Annotated in this window: 20 protein-coding genes and 4 tRNA genes; 14 read left to right on the top strand and 10 right to left on the bottom strand. The window is 35.9% G+C overall.

The window, feature by feature from the left end; translation table 11 throughout:
• Nucleotides 1-9: 9 nt before the first annotated feature.
• A complete protein-coding gene (locus tag ACFINC_RS06515; RefSeq protein ID WP_375616614.1) occupies nt 10-384 on the bottom strand; it encodes an iron-sulfur cluster assembly accessory protein in 375 nt (124 codons plus the stop codon).
• 546 nt (nt 385-930) lie between these two features.
• On the opposite strand from ACFINC_RS06515, the gene ACFINC_RS06510 reads away from it, so the two are divergent.
• A tRNA-Pro gene (locus ACFINC_RS06510) sits at nt 931-1007 on the top strand.
• Between the two features lie 261 nt (nt 1008-1268).
• Here ACFINC_RS06510 and ACFINC_RS06505 read toward each other — a convergent pair.
• The gene (locus ACFINC_RS06505; RefSeq protein WP_375616612.1) at nt 1269-1736 is read right to left on the bottom strand and encodes an Hsp20 family protein; all 468 of its coding nucleotides are present in this window, start codon (nt 1734-1736) and stop codon (nt 1269-1271) included.
• Between the two features lie 280 nt (nt 1737-2016).
• On the opposite strand from ACFINC_RS06505, the gene ACFINC_RS06500 reads away from it, so the two are divergent.
• The 3 genes from ACFINC_RS06500 to ACFINC_RS06490 all read left to right on the top strand — a co-directional run bounded on the left by ACFINC_RS06500 (nt 2017) and on the right by ACFINC_RS06490 (nt 4265).
• Nucleotides 2017-2934, top strand: coding sequence for a serine aminopeptidase domain-containing protein (locus ACFINC_RS06500; RefSeq protein ID WP_375616611.1), 918 nt, complete (start codon nt 2017-2019; stop codon nt 2932-2934).
• A gap of 795 nt (nt 2935-3729) precedes the next feature.
• Nucleotides 3730-4092, top strand: a complete 363-nt coding sequence (gene cpdR / locus ACFINC_RS06495) for a cell cycle two-component system response regulator CpdR (RefSeq protein ID WP_005773448.1) — start codon at nt 3730-3732, stop codon at nt 4090-4092.
• A gap of 98 nt (nt 4093-4190) precedes the next feature.
• Nucleotides 4191-4265: transfer RNA gene (locus ACFINC_RS06490), tRNA-Val, on the top strand.
• A gap of 1477 nt (nt 4266-5742) precedes the next feature.
• On the opposite strand, the gene ACFINC_RS06485 is transcribed toward ACFINC_RS06490, so the two are convergent.
• The 5 genes from ACFINC_RS06485 to ACFINC_RS06465 all read right to left on the bottom strand — a co-directional run bounded on the left by ACFINC_RS06485 (nt 5743) and on the right by ACFINC_RS06465 (nt 8938).
• Nucleotides 5743-5819 (bottom strand) — tRNA-Arg (locus ACFINC_RS06485).
• A 39-nt stretch (nt 5820-5858) separates the two neighbouring features.
• On the bottom strand, nt 5859-6164 hold the full coding sequence (locus ACFINC_RS06480; protein WP_375606624.1) for an ETC complex I subunit: 306 nt from the start codon (nt 6162-6164) through the stop codon (nt 5859-5861).
• 89 nt (nt 6165-6253) lie between these two features.
• Nucleotides 6254-6330: transfer RNA gene (locus ACFINC_RS06475), tRNA-Pro, on the bottom strand.
• A 710-nt stretch (nt 6331-7040) separates the two neighbouring features.
• Entirely contained in the window at nt 7041-7730 is a 690-nt protein-coding gene (hdaA, locus tag ACFINC_RS06470; RefSeq protein ID WP_375616610.1) for a DnaA regulatory inactivator HdaA, read from the bottom strand.
• Nucleotides 7727-8938 (bottom strand): AI-2E family transporter, encoded by a 1212-nt coding sequence (locus ACFINC_RS06465; protein ID WP_375616609.1) that lies wholly within the window; start codon nt 8936-8938, stop codon nt 7727-7729. Before ACFINC_RS06465 ends, hdaA begins: the two co-directional genes overlap by 4 nt.
• Before the next feature lie 158 nt (nt 8939-9096).
• Between ACFINC_RS06465 and purM the strand changes: the two genes are divergently transcribed.
• Both purM and purN read left to right on the top strand, forming a co-directional pair.
• The gene (purM, locus tag ACFINC_RS06460) at nt 9097-10188 is read left to right on the top strand and encodes a phosphoribosylformylglycinamidine cyclo-ligase (RefSeq protein ID WP_375616608.1); all 1092 of its coding nucleotides are present in this window, start codon (nt 9097-9099) and stop codon (nt 10186-10188) included.
• Complete coding sequence (gene purN / locus ACFINC_RS06455) at nt 10185-10796, top strand: phosphoribosylglycinamide formyltransferase (protein WP_375616606.1); 612 nt, start codon at nt 10185-10187, stop codon at nt 10794-10796. The genes purM and purN overlap by 4 nt, the downstream gene beginning before the upstream one ends.
• 276 nt (nt 10797-11072) lie before the next feature.
• Here purN and ACFINC_RS06450 read toward each other — a convergent pair whose 3' ends face one another.
• Entirely contained in the window at nt 11073-13616 is a 2544-nt protein-coding gene (locus tag ACFINC_RS06450; RefSeq protein WP_375616605.1) for a response regulator, read from the bottom strand.
• Between the two features lie 211 nt (nt 13617-13827).
• Here ACFINC_RS06450 and ACFINC_RS06445 point away from each other — a divergent pair, with 211 nt between their 5' ends.
• The gene (locus ACFINC_RS06445) at nt 13828-14304 is read left to right on the top strand and encodes a hypothetical protein (RefSeq protein WP_375616604.1); all 477 of its coding nucleotides are present in this window, start codon (nt 13828-13830) and stop codon (nt 14302-14304) included.
• A 52-nt stretch (nt 14305-14356) separates the two neighbouring features.
• Here ACFINC_RS06445 and dksA read toward each other — a convergent pair whose 3' ends face one another.
• The gene (dksA, locus tag ACFINC_RS06440) at nt 14357-14773 is read right to left on the bottom strand and encodes an RNA polymerase-binding protein DksA (RefSeq protein WP_375616603.1); all 417 of its coding nucleotides are present in this window, start codon (nt 14771-14773) and stop codon (nt 14357-14359) included.
• 250 nt (nt 14774-15023) lie between these two features.
• The gene (locus ACFINC_RS06435; RefSeq protein WP_375616602.1) at nt 15024-15563 is read right to left on the bottom strand and encodes a flavin reductase; all 540 of its coding nucleotides are present in this window, start codon (nt 15561-15563) and stop codon (nt 15024-15026) included.
• A 146-nt stretch (nt 15564-15709) separates the two neighbouring features.
• Here ACFINC_RS06435 and rpe point away from each other — a divergent pair, with 146 nt between their 5' ends.
• The 7 genes from rpe to purL all read left to right on the top strand — a co-directional run bounded on the left by rpe (nt 15710) and on the right by purL (nt 22751).
• Nucleotides 15710-16396 carry a ribulose-phosphate 3-epimerase gene (gene rpe, locus ACFINC_RS06430; RefSeq protein ID WP_375616601.1) on the top strand — a complete coding sequence of 229 codons (687 nt, stop codon included), beginning with the start codon at nt 15710-15712 and terminating at the stop codon, nt 16394-16396.
• Complete coding sequence (purB, locus tag ACFINC_RS06425) at nt 16396-17703, top strand: adenylosuccinate lyase (RefSeq protein WP_375616651.1); 1308 nt, start codon at nt 16396-16398, stop codon at nt 17701-17703. Before rpe ends, purB begins: the two co-directional genes overlap by 1 nt.
• A 68-nt stretch (nt 17704-17771) precedes the next feature.
• Nucleotides 17772-18320 carry an RBBP9/YdeN family alpha/beta hydrolase gene (locus tag ACFINC_RS06420; protein WP_375616600.1) on the top strand — a complete coding sequence of 183 codons (549 nt, stop codon included), beginning with the start codon at nt 17772-17774 and terminating at the stop codon, nt 18318-18320.
• A gap of 173 nt (nt 18321-18493) precedes the next feature.
• Nucleotides 18494-19258, top strand: a complete 765-nt coding sequence (gene purC / locus ACFINC_RS06415; protein ID WP_375616599.1) for a phosphoribosylaminoimidazolesuccinocarboxamide synthase — start codon at nt 18494-18496, stop codon at nt 19256-19258.
• A gap of 79 nt (nt 19259-19337) precedes the next feature.
• Entirely contained in the window at nt 19338-19577 is a 240-nt protein-coding gene (gene purS / locus ACFINC_RS06410) for a phosphoribosylformylglycinamidine synthase subunit PurS (protein WP_375616598.1), read from the top strand.
• An 11-nt stretch (nt 19578-19588) separates the two neighbouring features.
• On the top strand, nt 19589-20260 hold the full coding sequence (gene purQ, locus ACFINC_RS06405) for a phosphoribosylformylglycinamidine synthase subunit PurQ (protein WP_375616597.1): 672 nt from the start codon (nt 19589-19591) through the stop codon (nt 20258-20260).
• Nucleotides 20261-20540: 280 nt separating this feature from the next.
• Nucleotides 20541-22751: a phosphoribosylformylglycinamidine synthase subunit PurL gene (gene purL, locus ACFINC_RS06400; protein WP_375616596.1), complete on the top strand. Its 2211-nt coding sequence runs from the start codon at nt 20541-20543 to the stop codon at nt 22749-22751.
• The last annotated feature ends 33 nt before the right edge of the window (nt 22752-22784 follow it).

Here is a 22784-nt window from a genome sequence, read left to right as displayed (position 1 = left end):
TAGATAATTTCACGAGGCTCGATTCGTTTTATATTGATCTTGGGTAGCAGGACGAAGTTCTACTGACTCGCCACACCCACATGCTGAAACTTGATTAGGATTTTTAAAGACAAAACCAGAACGAAGCGTTGTTACTTCATAATCCATCTGTGTTCCTAATAAAAACAATACTGCATCGCGTGCTACAAAAACACGAGCACCATTCACTTCAACAACATCTGCATCTATTCCCTCTTCTTTAACAAGAGTAATTGTATATTCCATTCCTGCACAACCGCCTTTTTTGATAGCAACAAGAATCCCCCGTGCATCTTTTGCATCCATAATCGCTTTAACACGCTCCACGGCTTCTTGTGTTAAATTTATTACTGAAAAACGGCTCATCGTTTACTCTTTTCTTGGCTTAATAGACACTTTAAATGCTTTTACTTTACAAGATTCTCTCTGATATTTTAGAAGAAAAATTTATTGGGATAAAAATGCATCGCCATAAAATAAAATTTATGATTGCACATATCTGAAATTTATAATTTTATATCCATATAAAATGCAAAATACCTCTTCTATAAAAACTCTAAACAAAGGAAAACGTTTCACTGCCATATATTCTCCACTAACGTTTTGAAAATATATCTTCCGCGCTACTCGCTTCCCTCCTTCCCCAGTCTATAACCCTAAAATCACAAATCTTATCTTTTCACAATCTGCAAAAGGAGTTAAATGCATACATTTATTAATTATAGAGCCATAATTTTAATGATAATAAAGAATTTTATAGATTCGCTCCTTATCTTGAATGAACAACAAAATATTGATGTGCAAAATTTTTTACTTTTAAAAGTTCTGAATGTGAGAACATTTTAGATTTTATTCTGTTTATTTTTTCTCTTGCCTTTAAATAAACAGTCATTTAATCGTTTTACACGAACTCGGAGCGTAGCGCAGCTTGGTAGCGCACTTGACTGGGGGTCAAGGGGTCGTGGGTTCAAATCCCGCCGCTCCGACCATTCTTAAAATACTATAAAATGAAAAATAAGCTGACTTCATAATCGAACTACTATGCATTTCAATGGATACCTACATTTTTTTCTTCAACGTAGGATAATGTGCGATAATATTTTTATCATAAATTTTAGATGAGCTATTTTTATTAAAATAATTTTCTTTCTTACAAAAACACACACGAAACGCGAGACTTTTGCCTCGCGTTATTTTAGTCTTTAGAAAAATTTATAATTATTCGGTTCTTATATTTTCTAAAATTTTCTTTACGCAATAATGTCGCTATTATCATTTTTTGTAATGGATGGTGACGTCTGCACAGTTATCTTTTTTGGTTTTAATTCAGCTGGCATTTCCCTTTTAAGCTGAATATGAAGAAGCCCATCTCCAAGTTCTGCTCCAATAACCTTAACATGATCAGCCAAATGAAAACGCCGTTCAAAAGCACGCGAAGCAATACCTCGATAAAGAAACTCTCGTTCTTCAGCATCATTTTCAGGCTTTCTGTCTCCTTTAACGATCAGCTGGTTACAATGTGTTTCAATATCAATTTCATCTTGAGAAAAACCAGCAACAGCCATAGAAATTCTATAAGAATCTTCAGTTAAACGTTCAATATTATAAGGGGGATAAGAAGAAACTTCATCTGGTTGGGTTCTAGAATCAAACCAATTAAAAAGATGATCAAAACCTACTGTGGAACGATAAAATGGTGAAAAGTCTACTTGACGCATAATATTGCCCTCCTCTAGAGCGACTATAATTTATAATTGATTCACAAAGTTCCCAAATGGCAAACTTACTTGTGAACCCATGGCCCCATCATGGCAACCACATTATATTATTTGGTAATCATTTTTCCTTATTTCAACTTTTTTGTACGTGAATTGTTAAAAACTATCTAAAAAGCACCCTGCCCCTTTCTTAATCCGTCTTCCTTATTACATAAATACAAAGTCCTCTCATTATTTCACGTTGCACTAAATTGCAAAAATACACTGTAAAGGATGTCAATTGGAAACACCTTTTTATTGCATAGACGGGGAGTCTACACCTCCTAATATTCATTATAGTACCTTAAAAATAGCAAGAGATCGCGAAATTCGTTTTGCGATAACATATCCTGAAGTAGAAAAATCTAAGGGAACAATTGTTATTCTCGAAAGCTATGCAAATGCTTTAGAAAAATATTTTTTACCAATAAACGAAATTTCTAAACGCGGTTTTCATACGGCAATATTTGACTGGTTTAATCAAGAAAAAACATCCTTCAAGATAAGCAAACAATGCCGACATCATTACTTTGACATAAATAATGATATTAATGACTTATATAAATTTCTTAAAAATATTGTTTATCCTAATTGTCCGCCTCCTTACTCTATGCTCGCCTATGGCATAGGTGGATTGATAGCACTGAGCGGATTAGATCTCATTAATCATCAGTTTAATAAATTGCTCTGTGTTTCTCCCCTTTTTGCTCCATTCGGCAATAAAACGAATGGTTTTCAACATAAATTAACACAATTTCTTTCTGATATAGGTCTTGGCTTCATACCAGCGAAAGATGGAAAAAAATTTAAAAAAACGAAACAAAAAAATATGCCATTGAGACACACTCATAAAGTGCCGTTCTCTTCCATTAAGCCCCCAACATCCTTATGGATGGCATCAGTATTTAATACGATTAATTCTATGAAGAAAAATTTACTTCACGGGCATTTACAAATCCCAACACTCTTTATTCTCGCCAATCGAAATAATATTGCAAACAACATTGAAGTGCGGCAATTATGCCAACACACATGTCTGACAGAAAGTATTACCATTAGAGGTGCTGAATTGGATACAATTATGGTTAACGAAGATTATAAAAAACAATTTTGGGCTGCATTTGATGCATTTATCCCCGATAATGTATCTATAAAATAACATGAGACTTCCGCTTGCTCCATCCAAAATGCAGTTTTTACTAGCAACGTCAATCTATAAGTACTTCTTTGATACAGTAGATACTCTCTTCTAACCACTTATATGATTCGTTTTATAGACTCTACAGGAAAACCGTAACCTAAATATTCATTACATTTTCTAACAAAAACACCTAATGTACAAAATATAACATCATATAAACAATATTATTTTTATAATAAGTTAATTTAATAAAATAATAATTATACAATATATATTATGTAATTAGTTATTTATTTATTATTTATTATTTTTTGTTATCATAAATTTAAAAATATAAATATTTTTAATATTTATAAAAATAATATCTTTTATTAAGTAGGTAAAATACTATAAAACAACTTCTTTTATAATGTTTATTTTAAAATATTTATAAAATATAAACATCTATAAAGATCTATTTTGTAATAAAACTTTTTAAAAACAATAAATTAACATAATGTTTTTCTAACTTCCTAATATAAGGATTCTATACATTAATGATTTTCATAAGTTTTTTAATGGAGTTCTGATAAAAAAGAAATCAGATTGAATCATCTTAAAACAGCTTGATCGGTCCTCTTTTTTCAAAACCACATACATTTCGAATTTAACCAACTCACAACGAATATACTGTATTGTAAATAAGAATGTAAGAATTAACCATTTTGCCATTCATTTCAATTATGAGCATTTTAGCACCTTTTTTATAAATACTCTATATTGTATAATTGATGCGGCAAAAACTCTGACAAATGGAGCCATTGGAACATAATCATGAAACGAATCCTGCTCGCAGAAGATGATAACGATATGCGTCGCTTTCTAGTAAAAGCCTTAGAACGTGCAGGCTACGAAGTCGCCGATTTCGATAATGGTATTAGCGCATATGAACGTTTACAAGAAGAACCTTTTTCCCTTCTCCTTACTGACATTGTGATGCCAGAGATGGATGGAATCGAACTCGCACGACGCGCTACTGAAATTGACCCTGATTTACGAGTAATGTTCATTACAGGTTTTGCAGCGGTTGCACTCAATTCAAATAGCGATGCTCCTCCTGATGCAAAAGTACTCTCTAAACCATTTCACTTACGTGAACTCGTAAATGAGGTTGAAAAGATCCTTATAGCTGCTTAAAAGGATATTTTTCTAAATTATTCATATCTGGTAAAAGAGAAAATGAAATTAGGCATTGACGTTTGTCATTCTATGTGGTGTATGCAACATCAGTGAATGGGCGTGTAGCTCAGCGGGAGAGCACTACGTTGACATCGTAGGGGTCACAGGTTCAATCCCTGTCACGCCCACCATTCAACTTTATACTGCAAGTGACTTATTGATTTTATATATCCTTTTTCACTGTGAAAGGCATACAAATAAAAGTGAGAGGATATAAACTCCCAGCATTAGCTCTAAAAACGCATCCTTTGTTAATTTTTTTTATTTATTGAGTGCTTTCTGTAAAAGTGGATTCACATTTTTAACAAATCCACCTAAAGTTTCATAACTTAATGAATCTAAAAATCTTTTTATAAATAACCTTACAGCAAACATATACTTCTTTTTGAAAAAATATTGTTTATTTCCTGATCTATCCTCAATTTTTTATTTCTCTCATCTCTATTGGCGTATACTTATTGCCAAAGCCATCAGATATAACAACAGTCAATAAAACGCTTGTTTTTTAGATTCGACATTTTAAGTTTAGCAATTACAGAGTGAAACAAAGTATTAAAAGAGTAAAAAACACCAACGAATCTTTTTATCCGCACTGCATCCCTACTGAAATAAAAAACAAGCAGAGATGACCTTGAATCGTGCAAATTTAAGAATATTTAATCTTATCCCATAGCATTTTAGTGTGTAGATGATTGTTTAATACTAAAAGACCTATAGCATGTCGTACAAACTATAAAAAGATAAGATAGAACATTTTAAAATGTAAACTGGAATCGAAAAATTTAACGTTACGAGATACAATTCATCTTCATTCACAATTCAAACAGCATATGTGCAAGATAGCCTATGAAGACACAACATTATGCATTCTCAAACCTATAACTAAAAAAACATAAACATTGCTGAAATCTATAGCTCTACCTGAGAAAAATCCACAGTGACAACCACGTTAAATCAAATTGGTTGCAAATATATCTCATTGAAAAAATATCTTATCTGTGCCCCATACCGCATCTTTTTATACAACAAAACACTGGAGTCATCACTTGCTATAAAAGGCATAACCTTCATACGAGAAAATATATTCCACCCCTTCATGGAGACGTCTGTAAGCTCCCATCATAAACATCTTAAAAGTTCCGTAAAACAGTTATAAATGGGGCCCATCACGCCGTGAAAACCAATCTTACCAAGATCATACTCAAAAGATATAATTAATGTTATTCATCTAAAAACAAAAAAATCAATTTAGAATAGATATTGTTTTTGCAATTTTACCGGAATTAGCTGCAATGCTTAGCTATCATCTAAGAAATAGGATATTTATTTTCAGAAAAATGAAAAAGAACGCGTAAAAGAAAATTTTGGCAATCTGTTTTGTAAAGCATCTAATACAGTAGATACTAAAAAATTAGTAATAAATAAAGTGAGCAGCAACTCATGTTTCTAATGCAGGAGCTACCCTATACAACTTCAAGCACTTTTGGGCTGAACAGAAGACAGATTGGCATCTCTTTATACCCAAAAAGCTGAGAAAATGCTTAGCAATAAAATCAAAGCAACAAAAACCCCCAATTTTTTGTGCCGCCTATTAATATCATTTAAACATGGTGATCCCGACAGGATTCGAACCTGTGACCCACGGCTTAGAAGGCCGTTGCTCTATCCAGCTGAGCTACGGGACCCAACTGATTATTTTCTCAATTCAAAATAGCATCTTTAATTCAATGTGTCCAAGGTTGCTGCCGATCACTGCGAAAATTATCAGAATAAGAAATAGCACGTCGAATCGATGTATGTTTCTTTTCTACACGGTAAGAGATAGCATTCTTACGTGCAAAAGCAATCGCTTCTTCTTTCCTATTAAATCGGATCCTTACCTGATTATTCATATCAGACGTTGCCGTGTATCCCATAAGAGGTTCAAGCATTTTTTCTTTCATCGGCTCATACTCTAGAACCCAAAAACTTGTATTCCCCTTACCTGACTGCATAGCTGTCTTAGCAGGACTATAAATACGTGCGATCATGTCTTTTTCCTTCAGATTACACAACGCTTGAATGATAGCTTCTCACCACACGTACCCAATTTGATCATTCTCACACACTCAATCAAATATGGTCGGAGCGATAGGATTCGAACCTACGACCCCCTGATCCCAAATCAGGTGCGCTACCAGGCTGCGCTACGCTCCGCCATTTACATTTATTTGATGCACATTTCCTAAAATTTTCACAACAGAAGTGCAAGAGAAAAACACACTTTTTTTAAATTTTGTTGCATTTCTTTACAAAAAAACACATTTTTCAATTTTTTCCCCTACTCAATAACAAATTTATTGACAAATAGTAGAAAATAACCTCCGTAAAAAATCCAATCTATATTAAAAAAGATGAATTTCTCTATAAGGACTTCATAATTTTTATCCTGTTTTAAGCAAGCTCCTACTATATCAAAACGCATTCCACAGATACAATTTTAGAAAAAAACAACTTAAATATCATAGGAAAACTTTTCCAAAGAGAACATAAGCCAAAGAATTCAGCTGTATTAAGCTTTTTTCTCCTCTTTTTCTATCTTCCCAAGAACTCTTTTATTAAAAATTCTAGAATTTTCGACAATCCAAATTCATAAATAATAAACATTTTTTTAAAGCACAAAGGTTTTATTATAAATAAATTAAAGCGCTCTTTTTAGAAAAATTTTCAAATGCGAAGATGAAAAGAATTCAACATCATACAATAAAATCTCAAAGTTATTAAAAATAAACACATGACAAAAGTAAAAAATACTATTTTTCTCTCTTATATAGATATCCAAAAAAGAGAAAATTTAAATGACTTGTCTTTCTACATATTGAAACGATAATAGAAGAACAGAATAAGTAAGCTATGATAAGGAGTATTTACGGATTTCTTCTATTCAAAACTTCAGCAATAACAGCACGTGTTATTTTTCTTTTTCTTTGTAATGCCAATTGATCAACAGAAACAATAACACGCTTCAATGAAAATAAAGAACGTTCACAACGACTTACAAGATAATAAACCGTATCTGGATGTACAATAAGTTGCCTATCGGAAAAAAGCTTAAAAGCAACAGCTGTTAACAATGCATCATCAGGCTGATTAATTTCAACGAACATCACCGAATTAAGACGACTTTTTAGATCATTTAACGTTAAATTCCAAGCGGAAGGAAGTGTTCGTGCCGTCATCAATAAAGTAGCTTGTCGTGCATCAAGATTTGTCTGCTTAATACTGTTAATTAAATGAAAAAGTTCTATCTCATTGATTTCACCAGCATCAATATCCTCTATTAAAAATGATCTGCCTAAAGAAGCTATAGTAACAGCCTGATCAATTTCATTGTGCTGAATTCTGAAAGCATCTGCTTTTTGGAGCCATATATTAGAAAAGTGCGTTTTTCCAGATCCTTCTGTGCCAACCAAAACTGCAATAGGTAAGCTCCAATTGGGCCAGTGATCAATAAGCTGAAAAGCCATACGATTGCTTTCCGTTACCACTAAATCCTCAAATTGAAAAATCGGATCATAAGGAAAATTTAAAGATAATTGCGTTTCACGCCCATTCATTTTAGCGGCTCCGAATTTCCCCTTTGCGAATACATCTGAGAACTCAGATAAGTATGAAGAGCAAAACGAACTAAGACGCCAACAGCCGCTGCCGCAGGAACAGCAACAAGCATACCAGTAAAACCAAAGAGTGAAGAAAAAGCAAAAAGTGAAAACATCAACCATACGGGATGTAATCCCACTGATGAACCTACAAGCTTGGGTTGAAGAATATAACCTTCAATAAATTGACCAATTAAAAAAAGTGCCATCACAACAATGATTCCCCCCCAATTATTGGGATAAAACTGGACCCATGCAATACCAACAGAAAGGACCAAACCACTCATTGTGCCGATATAAGGAATAAAGCTAATAAGGCCAATAAACATACCAATCAAAAGACTAAAATTGAGTCCTGCAATTGTTAAACCAATAGCATAATAGCCTCCCAATATGAGACAAACTGTTCCTTGTCCACGAACAAAGCCTGCGATAGCCCTGTCCATTTCATGAAAAATACTCCGAACAGTTTCAAGATGATCACGCGGTATTAACGAATCAATTGCTTTCACCATCCGTGGCCAATCTAACAACATATAAAATGCCACCACAGGCGCCACAACAAATAGGCTAACGATATTAACGATAGATTTTCCTGACTTTAAAAGTGAATTTAAAAGAGACGTAATAAAATCCGAACCTTCTCCCAAAAATCCTTTAATATTATTCCGAAATTCATTTGGATCACTTCCAAAATAGCGCCTTAACCAATCAAAATCATGCTCAACAAAAAAGGTTTGAATACGATTAATATAAACAGGTAAACCATCACTCATAAATTGCTGTATTTGCCAACTAATAACAGGAATCAAAATAACTAAAGAAGCAACAAAGGTAATAACAATAAATAAGGTAATAAGGACAGTCCCAAACACACGACGAATACCAAATTTTTCAAGTAATTGAACAATGGGATTGAGAAAATAAGCCAACACAATCCCTGCCACAAAAGGAAGCAAAATCGATCCAAAAACAAACATAAAAAGAATGAAAAAAATCAGCGTACCCAGCCAAAAAAAGATTTGTCTTTTCATATTATTCGGCAATGGTAATTGAGTATACGCTGGCACATAAGTCTTATAACGATCACGAGATGTATTCTCACTCACTTTCTTTCTCATAAGTTTCCAAGAAGACTGTCCGTGATTATCTGATATCTTGCTCATAAAATATCCTAAAAAAAACTTCACAAAGAATTATAAACAACTTCAAAATAAGCTACAAGAAAAGTTGCTTATTTTCTTATCAATATCTCTTGCAGAGAGAACTCTATCATGGCATTGCATAATATCAAAACCTGATTTTCCATTAAAGGAAGGCTCCAATGAGCAATCAAGATCTTATAAAGAATAAATCCAAAGTTGGCCTTACCTACGCAAAAGCCGGTGTAAACATCGATATGGGTAATGCCATGGTAGAAAAAATCAAACCCTTTATACGCGCTACAAAACGAGCCGGAGCAGATGCAGAAATTGGGGGGTTTGGTGGCCTTTTTGATTTAAAAGCCGCTGGCTTTACAGATCCTATCCTCGTAGCAGCCAATGATGGAGTGGGAACAAAATTAAAAATTGCTATCGAAGTAGGTCACCATAATACTGTAGGTATTGATCTCGTTGCTATGTGTGTCAATGATTTACTTGTACAAGGGGCTGAACCGCTCTTTTTTCTGGATTATTTTGCAACTGGAAAGCTTGACTCTGAACAAGGGGCGGCAATCATTTCTGGTATTGCAGAAGGGTGTAAACAAGCCGGTGCTGCTCTTATTGGAGGTGAAACTGCGGAAATGCCAGGAATGTATGCAAAGGGAGATTATGATCTAGCAGGCTTTGCTGTAGGAGCATGCGAACGCAGCAAGCTACTCCCTTCAAAAGATTTGACAGAAGGTGATATTATATTAGGTCTAAGCGCTTCTGGAGTTCATTCTAACGGCTTTTCGCTTGTTCGACGAATCATCCAGCAAAATTATCTCAAATGGAGTGACCCTGCCCCTTTTTCCCCCGAAAAAAGCCTTGGTATAGCACTTCTTACACCAACACGCATTTATGTAAAATTGCTTCTTCCCATCATACAAAAATATGAAGGGATTAAAGCTCTTGCTCATATTACGGGTGGAGGCTTTCCTGAAAATATTCCACGTGTCCTTCCATCTTCTCTCTGCGCTGAAATTAATCTTTCTACCATCAATGTTCCCCCCGTCTTTTCATGGATTGCCAAACAAGGTAAAATAGAAGAAACAGAAATGTTAAGAACATTCAATTGTGGTATTGGTATGATCATTATCGTAGCACAGCATGCAGCTGAAACGATTACGCAAGCGCTTGAAAAAAAAGGAGAAACGGTGACTCCACTTGGCATTTTAACAAAACGCCAAGATCAAAATAAAGGGATACTTTATCAAGGAGTACTGAATTTATGAAACAAAAAATTGTCGTTTTTATTTCTGGTAATGGGTCCAATATGGTCGCCCTTGCTCAAGCAAGCCAACAAAAAGAATATCCTGCTGAAATTGTCGCTGTTATTTGCGATAATCCGCATGCAAATGGTATTGAAAAGGCCCAAAACTATAACTTACCCATTCATATTGTTGATCGTAAAATCTACAAAACAAAAGAAGAGCATGAAGAAGATATTTTTACGATTTTAGATCAATATAAGCCCGATTTTCTTTGCTTTGCAGGGTATATGCGCCTTATCTCATCGCGTTTCGTAAAACTTTACGAAGGACGGATTTTAAACATTCATCCTTCTCTTTTGCCTTCATTTAAAGGCTTAAACACACATGAAAAAGTTTTACAAGCAGGTGTAAAAATCACGGGTTGCACTGTTCACCTTGTTACAGAAGACATGGATGCAGGAAAAATCCTCGCCCAAGCAGCCGTCCCCGTCTGTATCCATGATACCGCTGAGTGTTTAGCACAGAGAGTTCTTAAAGTAGAACATAAACTCTACCCCGAAGCTTTAAAAGCATTTATTGAAGGAAAGAGCAAAATGGTAGATACACAACAACAGCTCTTATCCTTTTGAGTGTATCAACAATCTATTAATCAGCATTTTTCAACGGTGTACACGCTGTTTGTTTTCAACTCCTATAAATGAACTCTATGAAAAGTTGACATGATAAAACTTATCTTTTCATAAATTTGTGTAGAATGTGCGAATTTTTTTGAATTTTAGTGCAATGTCTAAATTGTTCTTCTTTATCCAGTTTTTATTATCATGAACTCTCTTGATCAAAATACTCTCGTATTTCGCCTAAAAAATCTTAAAATACGCACTTTTTCTATTACATAAATTTTTCTATCATGACAAAAGGGTTTCTTTAACTGTTATAGCTAACTGTTTGAGTGTAAAAGGTTTAGATAAAAAACCAAAAACAGCATCTTGTGGAAGATTTTTAGCAAAAGCATCTTTTGCATATCCAGAAACGAAAAGAAATTTGATATCAGGATATTTTTTACGGACTTCTTTAAGTAAAGTAGGCCCGTCCATTTCTGGCATCACCACATCGGAAACAATAATATCAACAATACCTTTTTTTTCCTCAAGAATAGAGAGTGCTTCCACCCCACTTGCTGCCTCTAAAACCGTATATCCTCTCATTTGAAGTGCTCTTACCCCCCCCATTCTGACAGCATCTTCATCTTCAACCAATAGGATAGTCGCAGATCCTGTTAGATCTACATTTTTATCTTTCTCTTCATCTTTTTCAATTTTCTGAGAAATTTCTCCTTTTATATCTGGGATATAACGAGGAAGAAAAATATGAAATGTTGCTCCTTCTCCCTCTTTGCTTTCACAATAAATGTACCCACCTGTTTGCTTGATAATTCCATAAACCATTGACAAACCAAGGCCTGTTCCTTTTCCAACTTCTTTTGTTGTAAAAAATGGCTCAAACATTTTTTCTTGTATAGCCGCAGATATACCACTGCCTGTATCTGAAATAGTCAATTGCACATACTCACCAATTGCTAAACCAAGATGATTAAATTCAGCACTTTGTTGTTTTGTAATATTGTTTGTCGCAATCGTAACAATACCTCCATCGAACATAGCATCACGCGCATTAATAACCAAATTCATAATAACACGCTGAAAAGATGCTTGATCGACTTCAACGCTCCACAAATCTCTTCCATGAATAATTTTTAACTGAATATTATTACCCAAAAGTGGTAAAATAAGATTGCGAATGTCTGATAAAAACTCTGTAAAATCAACTTCTTCAGGTCGAAGTGTTTGCTTTCTAGAAAAAGCTAATAATTGTTGTACAAGAGCCGCTGCACGATTAGCATTATTTTTAATATTGATAAGATCAGCATGAGCAGGATCAGAACTACGATGGGTATTTAAAAGAAGATCACATGACATTAAAATTGCTGTTAAAACATTATTAAAATCATGAGCAATACCGCCTGCCAATTGTCCAACAGCTTGCATCTTCTGACTTTGCATCATTTTATCTTCAAGCGTTTTTTGTTCTGTTGTTTCAATGACAGAGAGAATGACCAAATCTTGCAATGCATCACCATGATATGGTGGTACAGACATAACATGGAGACGTAAATGGCGTTCTTCATTTTTTTCTAAAACAGTTTCTAGAGAAACAAAATAATTTTTATTTGTCGCAATTTTCTGAAAGGCACGCTCTAACTGCGCACAATCACGACGAGAAATGACATCATAAAAATTGATCGTTTTATCCATGCATCCCGTGAGTGATGAAAAAGCATTATTCATATGAATCAATTGCCCTGCATGATCCACTACGGCTATTGCAAAAGGACTTGCATCAAAATATTCACCTAATACACTAGGTAATTTTAATGGGTTATTCTCTTCTTTTTGTACGTATTGTGGAATGATCACAATACGATAAATAGCTTCCTCCTCTAAAAGAGAAGAAGTAGATATAAAACAATGGAATATTTTTTCACACGTCGTCTGTGAATTTAAACATAACGAAAACCTATAAGGTAAAGAGTAACCTGAACTTTGATATCTGTTGGTTTGCAAACAAATATCATTCCATGAGCTCTTAGCTCCAACGCTATCAAATAACGGATCAAAATTATATTGACCAACTGAAAAATTCGCTAAATCCATAGAAAACCATTCGGCAAAAACAGCATTTGCATAAAGAATAGTTCCTTGTGTATTAACGGATACAAAACCAACAGGAGCTTGATCCAAGTGATTGATAGCCTCTTGAAGGTTCGAGAAAAAAACTTCTCGCGTTTGTTGTAAATGCGAAATATCAGCAATACGCCACAATAAAAGCTTTTTGTTCCGTTTTGTAATAGGTTGAATGGAGATATTATACCAAGCAGATTTTTTGGGTGTAGAATCGGTAAAAATCGGTTGCTCTACTCTTAATTCCTCTTGCGCTGCAAGATTATTACATGCTGCAACTTTTAAGCGATACGAAAGTGCACCTGCTCCTGGAAGATCAGCAATAACCATATAACAAGACGCTTCAGGCTTATAGGTCAAAATTTTTCGATAGCTTTGATTAGAATAATAAACAGAACCAGAAAGATCAGAGATTACAATTGCATCATCGCTCCTATTAAAGATGCTAAAATCACACTCTTCATGCAACCACAATGCATGGTATCTTAAAATTCCCATTCCACTCAAAACAAGTGTTGCAACACCGATAATTGCTAGAATCAAAAAAAATATCAACATAGTCTTTTGCAAATAGTTTTGTGGATAAAAAACACCTAAAATACCCACAATCAAAAGAAAAACTAATAAAAAGACAACACCAAAAATCTCAACTCTTCGATGAAAAGAAAACGAAGATATTGATCTTTCATTATTCCCAAAACCTTTATCCATCTCTCTTTGCCTTAGATTATAACTGTTTCTTATATCACAAAACTTCCTTTATAGTCGTTGTTATAAAGTATATACTATGATATCATCTTTCTAAGAAAGCTCACTTAATTGTAAAAGTTTATTTCTTTATTTCAGTGAACCTTTTGAGGGTATATTGATAAATTTATCTCAATAAAAAACGATATTTCCATGCCAAAATGGGAGAAAATCTATGTATATCTGGTTATCAGACCAAATAGGTGTATCTGCTGCCAACATAACTATAAGCTTTTTGCTTTTTATAATAACAATCGCAGCTATTACCATAATTATCGTGTTTTTACGCCGTTTAAAAACGAAAAGATTCAGCGTTAATAGAAAAAAAAGCCCAGTGCGGTTAGCAATATGTGAAGCAATTTCTATAGATCGAGTACGCCGCCTTGTTTTAGTCCGTTGCGATAATAAAGAACATTTGCTCCTTATTGGCGGATTAACAGATGTGGTTGTAGAATCCGATATTACTGGTACATCAAAAATACAAAAAAGAGAAACACACACACACTCAAACCCCACGTTTCCAGAAAGAGGAGAAATGCCGGATAAAAAGTCCTCTCCTTTTGCGAATCAAACCGTAAAAGATTCAGCAATTACGGCCGAAATTGAAGGACGACAAGAGCCATCTTTATTTATTCCCACTCCCCACAAATAAAAATATACAATTCTATTACTACAAATTCCGTTTGTTTATCATCTCAATAACTTTAATCATCACGATAAACTCTTTCTCGTCGCTCGTGACGTTCTTGTGCTTCCAACGACAAAACGGCTATCGGCCGAGCCTCAAGACGCTTTATACTAATGGGTTCGCCAGTTTCTTCACAAAAACCGTATGTCCCATTATCAATGCGCTCTAAAGCTGCATCTATTTTTGAAATAAGTTTCCTCTGACGATCACGAGCACGTAATTCAAGTGTACGATCAGTTTCACAAGATGCCCTATCGGTCAAATCGGGTTGACCAACATTCTCTTCCTGCAAATTTTCCAAAGTTTCACGAGCTTCTTTTAATATATCATTTTTCCAAGAAACCAATTTAGCACGAAAATACGCCTTTTGCCGCTCATTCATAAAAGGCTCATCTTCACTAGGGCGATATTGACCATCAATCTCTTCGCTCATGCAATAAAAAACCTCCACATATGCTATGTTCGGTCTATATATTGTGCAATACCTCTCAACACAAGAGTAAAATGTTTTTTCATAGCAATCTATAAATATATCTCAATGCGTTGTTTGATCTTGATCAAATATCATCCCTCAATTATCTTTCTCATTAGAAAACTCAAATATCAGAGCCCTTCTTCCTCATTGTGCTAAAATTTAAATGGAGTAACGATAAATCACTTCACCAACCCAAAAAACAAAATCTTTATAAAGGCAAAGTGTGATATCCACGTTTTAAATACATCAAAGCATCTTTTTCTTGATTACAGTTGATTGCAACAACCTCACCAATCAAAACACAATGAGTTGCGTGTTCGTGCCAACAAATCAAACGACAATCAAACGACGCTAGAGCGTCTGAAAGACTAGGCGCCCCCGTTTGCAAAGCTCCCCATTGAGCAACATCAAAACGCTCATTTTGTGTAGAATTGCAACGTCTCGAAAAAACATCCGCTAATGAGCGATGTTTTCCTGCCAAGCTATTAACACAAAAATTTCCATTCTCCATAAACACCTGATTCTTTAAATTATGGCGCATGAGACAAACAAGAAGGGTTGGAGGATCATCAGATAAAGAACAACACGCCGAAACAGTCACCCCACGTCTTCCCTTAATACCATTTGTTGTCACAATATGCACAGCTCCTGCAAAAAGACTCATGGCATCTCGATATTCTTGGGAAGAAACCGCAATAGTATGTTTATGTTGAAATTCAGGCATCAAATATGTTTTATGATTCGACATATCTTTCACTTATAAAGCTTTAAAGTTTCAAGGGATCTTTCTATAAAAAGATCTATAGTACATATTTTTTTCTTTTCCGTCATAACATAAAAGGTATTTGTGTATACACAGCAACATGATAAAAATAGCCAATCAAGGAGATTTTAATGCCCCATTCTCATCTCATTTCACCTTCACTTTTGGCTTCTGATTTTTCTAAACTTGGACAAGAAATATTAGATGTTGTTGATGCTGGTGCAGATTGGCTCCATCTTGACATCATGGATGGGCACTTTGTTCCTAACATCACCTTTGGTCCTGACGTCATCAAAGCTCTGCGCCCATTAACCAAAGCAATATTTGATGTCCACCTGATGATCGCACCAGTCGACCCTTATTTGGAAGCTTTTGCAAAAGCCGGTTCAGATATCATAACCATTCATGCTGAAGCAAGTCCACATCTTCACCGTTCACTCCAAACAATCAAAGCAATGGGAAAAAAAGCAGGAATTGCACTCAACCCAAGCACTCCTGAACATATCCTTGAATATTTGCTTGATCAATTAGATCTCATCCTCATCATGACAGTCAATCCCGGTTTTGGTGGACAAAGTTTCATTCCAGAAATAAAAGATAAAATTAAACGTGTTAAAAGCATGATTGCAAACCGCCCTATTGATCTTGAAGTTGATGGTGGTATCACCGTTGATACAATTGGAATAACTGCAAAAGCTGGTGCAAATGTATTTGTCGCAGGCACTGCAATTTATAAAAACGGAAACAAAGAGCTTTACAAAACACGTATTAATGCATTACGCCAAGCCGCAATCCTCTCACAACAAGGAAAAAAATGATGATCGCACGTTATTCCCGCCCTGCAATGGTAACAATTTGGTCTCCCGAAACGAAATATCGTATTTGGTTTGAAATTGAAGCACATGCCTGTGATGCTCTTGCTCAGTTAGGGGTTATTCCGCAAGAGGCCGCCAAAGTTATTTGGGAAAAAGGGGCAGCGGCTGAATTTGATGTCAATCGTATTGATGAAATTGAAGCAATTACCAAACATGATGTTATCGCATTTTTAACCCATCTCGCTGAATTCATTGGACCAGAAGCACGTTTTATCCACCAAGGCATGACATCATCTGATGTTCTCGATACAACGCTGAGCATTCAATTGATGCGTGCGAGTGATATTTTGCTAGAGGATATAGATCAACTTCTTGAAGCCTTAAAAAGACGTGCTTTTGAGCATAAAGAGACAATCACCATTGGGCGAAGTCATGGCATTCATGCTGAACCGACAACATTTGGAATCAAGTTTGCTCTTGCATACGCTGAATTTTCCCGTTGTCGCAAACGTCTTCTTGCAGCACGTGAAGAAATTTCTACTTGTGCAATTTCAGGAGCTGTAGGAACTTTTGCTAACATTGATCCCCGCGTTGAAGAACATGTAGCAAAAGCCTTGAGGATGCGTGCTGAACCGGTTTCCACTCAAGTAATACCAAGAGATCGTCATGCTATGTTTTTTGCAACACTTGGTGTTATTGCTTCCTCTATTGAAAGGCTAGCAATAGAGATACGCCATTTACAACGAACAGAAGTTCTTGAAGCAGAGGAACATTTCTCACCTGGGCAAAAAGGTTCATCGGCAATGCCTCATAAACGTAATCCAGTTTTAACAGAAAATTTAACTGGATTAGCCCGTATGGTACGTGCATTTGCACTTCCAGCCATGGAAAATGTAGCTCTTTGGCATGAGCGTGATATTTCCCATTCATCTGTTGAGCGTTATATTGCTCCAGATGCGACTATTACACTTGATTTTGCTCTTTCTCGCCTCACATCTGTCATTGAAAATCTCATTGTCTATCCAGAAAATATGCAAAAAAATCTCAATAAATTCCGGGGTCTTGTTCACTCACAACGAGTACTTTTAGCCCTCACACAAGCAGGGATTAGTCGTGAAGATTCTTATCGGATTGTACAACGAAATGCGATGAAGGTTTGGGAACAAGGAAAAGATTTTTTAGAAGAACTCCTCAACGACAAAGATGTTACCAAAGCTTTAAGTGAAGAAGAACTTCGCGAAAAATTTGATCTTTCTTACCACACCAAACATATCGATGCGATTTTTAAACGTGTTTTTGAAGAACAATAAAGCGACATAGAAAACCAAAATCTATTCCACCTATGATCAAAAATCTGTTGTAACAAAGAAAACAATTCATGAAAGCAAATCAACTCGATATTCTTATTGTTCCTGGCTACAAAGGATCTGGTCCAGATCATTGGCAAACACGCTGGGAAAAAAAATTGTCGACAGCCCGCCGCATTGAACAACTCCATTGGTCAAAGCCTGTTTGTGAAGAGTGGGTTGAAGGGGTTAAAACCGCCATCGTACAAGCTCAAAAGCCTGTTATGATTATTGCGCATTCATTAGGAGTTCCTACTGCTCTTCAGGCAATTATACAAAATACAGAAAAAATTTGTGGCGCTTTCTTTGTTGCACCTCCTGATGTAGCTAATGAGAAAATACGCCCTAAACATTTAATGACATTTGGCCCTTATCATCGTCAAAAGTTGCCTTTTCCTTCTCTTGTCATAGCCAGCCGTAACGATGAGTTTTGTCAATTTTCAGTAGCAGAAAAAATTGCCAATGATTGGGGATCACTCTTTGTTGATGCTGGGTATTCTGGCCATATTAACGCAGAATCCGGACACGGGCCTTGGCCTGAAGGGCTTATGGTTTTCTCTCACTTTCTTGCAAAAATTTGATCCCAAAGAGGTAAACTCTTTCTCATCGCCTATGTATCTCCACCTTTGAGGAAATATGTAATGACAAAAATTATAAAAGTATCATAGTAATATCATTGAGAATTTCTATCAATTAGGATAGTATCATTTATTCAATGTTATTAAAAACCTCTCAAGATAAATAGAGAATCATAATGAATCGTCGCCACCGTATTTATGAAGGCAAGGCCAAAATTTTATATGAAGGACCTGAACCAGGAACTTATATTCAATTTTTTAAAGATGATGCAACGGCCTTTAATGCAAAAAAACATGAAATTATCGACGGAAAAGGGGTTTTAAATAACCGAATTTCGGAACATATTTTTAGCCACCTTGGACGTTTGGGCATCCCAACACATTTTATTAAACGCATAAACATGCGCGAACAGCTTATTAAAGCAGTGGAAATCATTCCATTGGAAGTTGTTGTTCGCAATGTTGCTGCCGGCTCCCTTGCTAAACGTTTAGGACTGGAAGAAGGAACTCCACTTCCACAATCCATCATTGAGTTCTACTATAAAAATGATTCTCTCGATGATCCTATGGTGACGGAAGAACATATCACAGCTTTTGGGTGGGCTGTCCCACAAGAGATAGAAGATATCATGCAACTTTCAATTCGTATTAATGATTTTCTTTCTGGGCTTTTTGCTGGTGTTAACATACAATTAATTGATTTTAAAATGGAATTTGGTCGTCTGTGGGAAGATGAAACAATGCGCATTGTCCTTGCTGATGAAATTTCACCTGATTCTGCACGACTATGGGATATGCAAACACAAGAAAGAATGGACAAAGACCGTTTTCGTCGTGATATGGGTGGACTTATTAATGCCTATCAAGAAGTTGCCAAACGTCTTGGTATTATGAATGAAAATGAACCTACACGACCAAGTGGTCCCGTTCTCGTAAAGTAAAAACAAGGTAAAATATTATCGCCTTATATAAATACCGCCTCTTCAAAGGAGAGGTTCTTTTAACAACAGGAAGCAAAAAATGAAAGCACGCATTACAGTTACTTTAAGAGAAAGCGTTCTTGATCCACAAGGAGAAGCAATTGTTGGTGCTTTAAAAAGTTTAGCTTTCGAAGGCATTCGTTCCATTCGTCAAGGCAAAGTCTTTGATATTGTTCTTGATGATCAGCCTTCTGAAAGCGCAAAGAAAAAACTTAACCAGATGTGTGAAGAGTTACTCGTAAATACTGTCATCGAAAATTATACAATCGAACTTCTTTAAGTGGAACGCTCATGAAAACTGCTATCATTCAACTTCCTGGATTAAATCGTGACCGAGATATGATTGCAGCATTACATCATATAACGGGAGTTGAACCACTAAAAATTTGGCAAACAGAAACAACAATTCCAGATGTAGATGTTATTATTATTCCTGGTGGTTTTTCTTATGGCGACTACTTAAGGTGTGGCGCTATTGGAGCGCGAACCCCTATCTTAAAGGCCATTCGTGAAAAAGCACAAGAAGGGACTACAATAATAGGAATCTGTAATGGATTTCAAATTTTGTTGGAAGCGGGATTATTACCCGGTACTTTAATGCGTAATGCTTCTTTAAAATTTGTTTGTCGTGAAATCAAACTTGAAGTCGTCAACGCCAAGACAAAATTTTCTCGATATTATTCTAAAGGACAAATTATTCGTTGTCCCGTTGCACATCACGATGGGAATTATTTTGTTGATAGTGAAACATTAAAACAAATGGAAGATAATCAACAAATTGTTTTTCGTTATGCAGAAAATACAAATCCTAATGGCTCAATGAAAGATATTGCTGGTATTGTTAATAGAGCTGGTAATATTCTTGGTATGATGCCTCATCCTGAAAACTTTATTGAACCCGCTCATGGAGGTGTTGACGGTCGTTTACTTTTTCAAAGTGCTTTAGAGTTAGCAAATGGATGATGCCGCAAAATTCTTGTGCTCCATAATTATAAAAAACAAAGGTCTATATCTCGCGTAGTAAATCTATGAACGGAATTTTCACAAACAACAATGGATATTATTCTCTAAATACATAATTATTTAAGATCGTTTTTGGTCTTAAATCCCACCAAACAAACGAACAAAATCTTCAGCTTACGGTCTATGAATATTTTTATTATTAAACAACATTATTGCTTATAATAGCTGCTAGATAGAAACTAAAATGCTGAATTTCAGTTAATTTAACGGATAAATACTCATGAAGCCTTGCGATAACATCACTATTACACCAGAGCTCATTGCACAACACGGGCTAAAAGAAGATGAATATCAACGTATCCTGACGTTAATCGGTAGAGAGCCAACATTTACTGAACTAGGAATTTTTTCTGCAATGTGGAACGAACATTGTTCTTATAAATCCTCTAAAAAATGGCTAAAAACTCTTCCGACAGAAGGAAAATGTGTCATCCAAGGACCTGGTGAAAATGCTGGTGTTGTTGATATTGGCGAAGGACAATGTGTTGTTTTCAAAATGGAAAGCCATAACCATCCTTCTTATATTGAACCTTATCAAGGTGCAGCGACAGGTGTTGGTGGTATTTTACGTGATGTCTTCACAATGGGAGCCCGTCCTGTTGCTGCTATGAATGCATTACGATTTGGTGCTCCTGATCACCCACGAACACGCCATCTTGTTTCTGGTGTTGTTTCTGGAATAGGTGGTTACAGCAATTCTTTTGGTGTTCCAACGGTTGGTGGAGAAGTAAATTTTGATGAGCGTTATAATGGCAATATACTTGTTAACGCTTTTGTAGCCGGTATTGCAAAGACAGATGCCCTTTTTTATTCTAAAGCGCAAGGCATCGGACTCCCTGTTGTTTATCTTGGTGCAAAAACAGGGCGAGATGGTGTCGGTGGAGCAACAATGGCTTCTGCTGAATTTAATTCTTCAATCAGTGAAAAACGTCCAACCGTTCAAGTCGGTGATCCTTTTACAGAAAAATGTCTCCTTGAAGCATGTTTAGAGCTCATGGAACTTGGAGCTGTGGTTGCTATTCAAGATATGGGAGCTGCAGGTCTCACCTCTTCTGCCGTTGAAATGGGTGCAAAAGGCAATCTAGGAATACAGCTTAATCTTGATGCAGTTCCTGTTCGAGAAGAAAACATGACAGCCTATGAAATGATGCTTTCTGAAAGCCAAGAGCGTATGCTCATGGTTCTTAAACCAGAGTTAGAAAAGCAAGCAGCAGCAATTTTTCATAAATGGGGGCTCCATTTTTCCATTATTGGAAAAACAACCAATGATCTACGTTTCCGTGTATTTCATCAAGGAAAAGAAGTTGTTAATCTTCCCATCAAAGAGCTTGGTGATGAAGCGCCTGTTTATGATCGTCCTTGGAGTGAGCCGGCAAAAAAAACACCCTTGAAAGCAGGAGACGTCAAAAAAGTTGAAAATCTTGGTGATGCGCTTTTGAGCTTATTGAATTCTGCTGATCAAAGTTCTCGGCGATGGGTTTATGAACAATATGATACTCTTATCCAAGGAAATAGCCTTGTTTGTCCAGGAGGTGATGCAGGCGTTATCCGTGTAGGAAACAACAGCAAACGTGCTCTTGCTTTTTCTTCTGATGTAACACCTCGCTATTGTGAAGCAGACCCTTATGAAGGAGGAAAACAAGCTGTCGCAGAATGTTGGCGAAATATTAGTACGACAGGTGCAACGCCGTTGGCTGCTACAGATAATCTCAATTTTGGTAACCCTGAAAAACCTGAAATTATGGGACAACTGGTCTTGGCTATTAAAGGGATAGGAGAAGCTTGTAGAATCCTCGACTTCCCTATCGTTTCAGGCAATGTTTCTCTTTACAACGAAACAAATGGAGAAGCTATTCTTCCAACCCCTACAATTGCTGGTGTAGGACTTCTTAGTGATTGGTCTAAAATGGTAACAATAAAGGGGATGCAAAATGGAGATTATATTGTTTTAGTGGGAGATTGCGGCTCTCATTTAGGACAATCAATCTATGCGCGAAACATTTTAAATATTGATGCAGGTGCCCCCCCTCACGTAGATTTACAACTTGAAAAAAAACATGGTCAATTTGTTCGAGATGTCATACATCGCGGTTTTGTTCACGCTGCCCATGATCTTTCTGATGGAGGATTAGCGATTGCGCTTGCAGAAATGGTCATTAAAGCAGGTAAAGGGATCAAAACAAAATTAAGCAACCAATCACCAGAACATGCAGAACTTTTTGGAGAAGACCAAGGACGTTATCTTTTAGCAGTCAAACCTGAAGCACTCAATAGCCTTAAAGAGCTCGCACAAATAAGTGCAGTTTCTTTAATAGAGCTAGGTCAAGTTGCAGGTGATGCACTTGATATAGATGGAATACTAAAACTTTCTATAGATGAACTCATACAAGCCTATGAAAGCTGGTTTCCACAATTTATGGATGAAAAATAAAGACTTTTTCGTTTCTTTTGGCTATAGCTACTC

Source organism: Bartonella sp. AP58NXGY (assembly GCF_042195785.1).
Classification (GTDB): Bacteria; Pseudomonadota; Alphaproteobacteria; order Rhizobiales; family Rhizobiaceae; genus Bartonella.
Note: the sequence above shows the minus strand (reverse complement) of the source record. Positions and strands in the feature narration are given on the sequence as shown.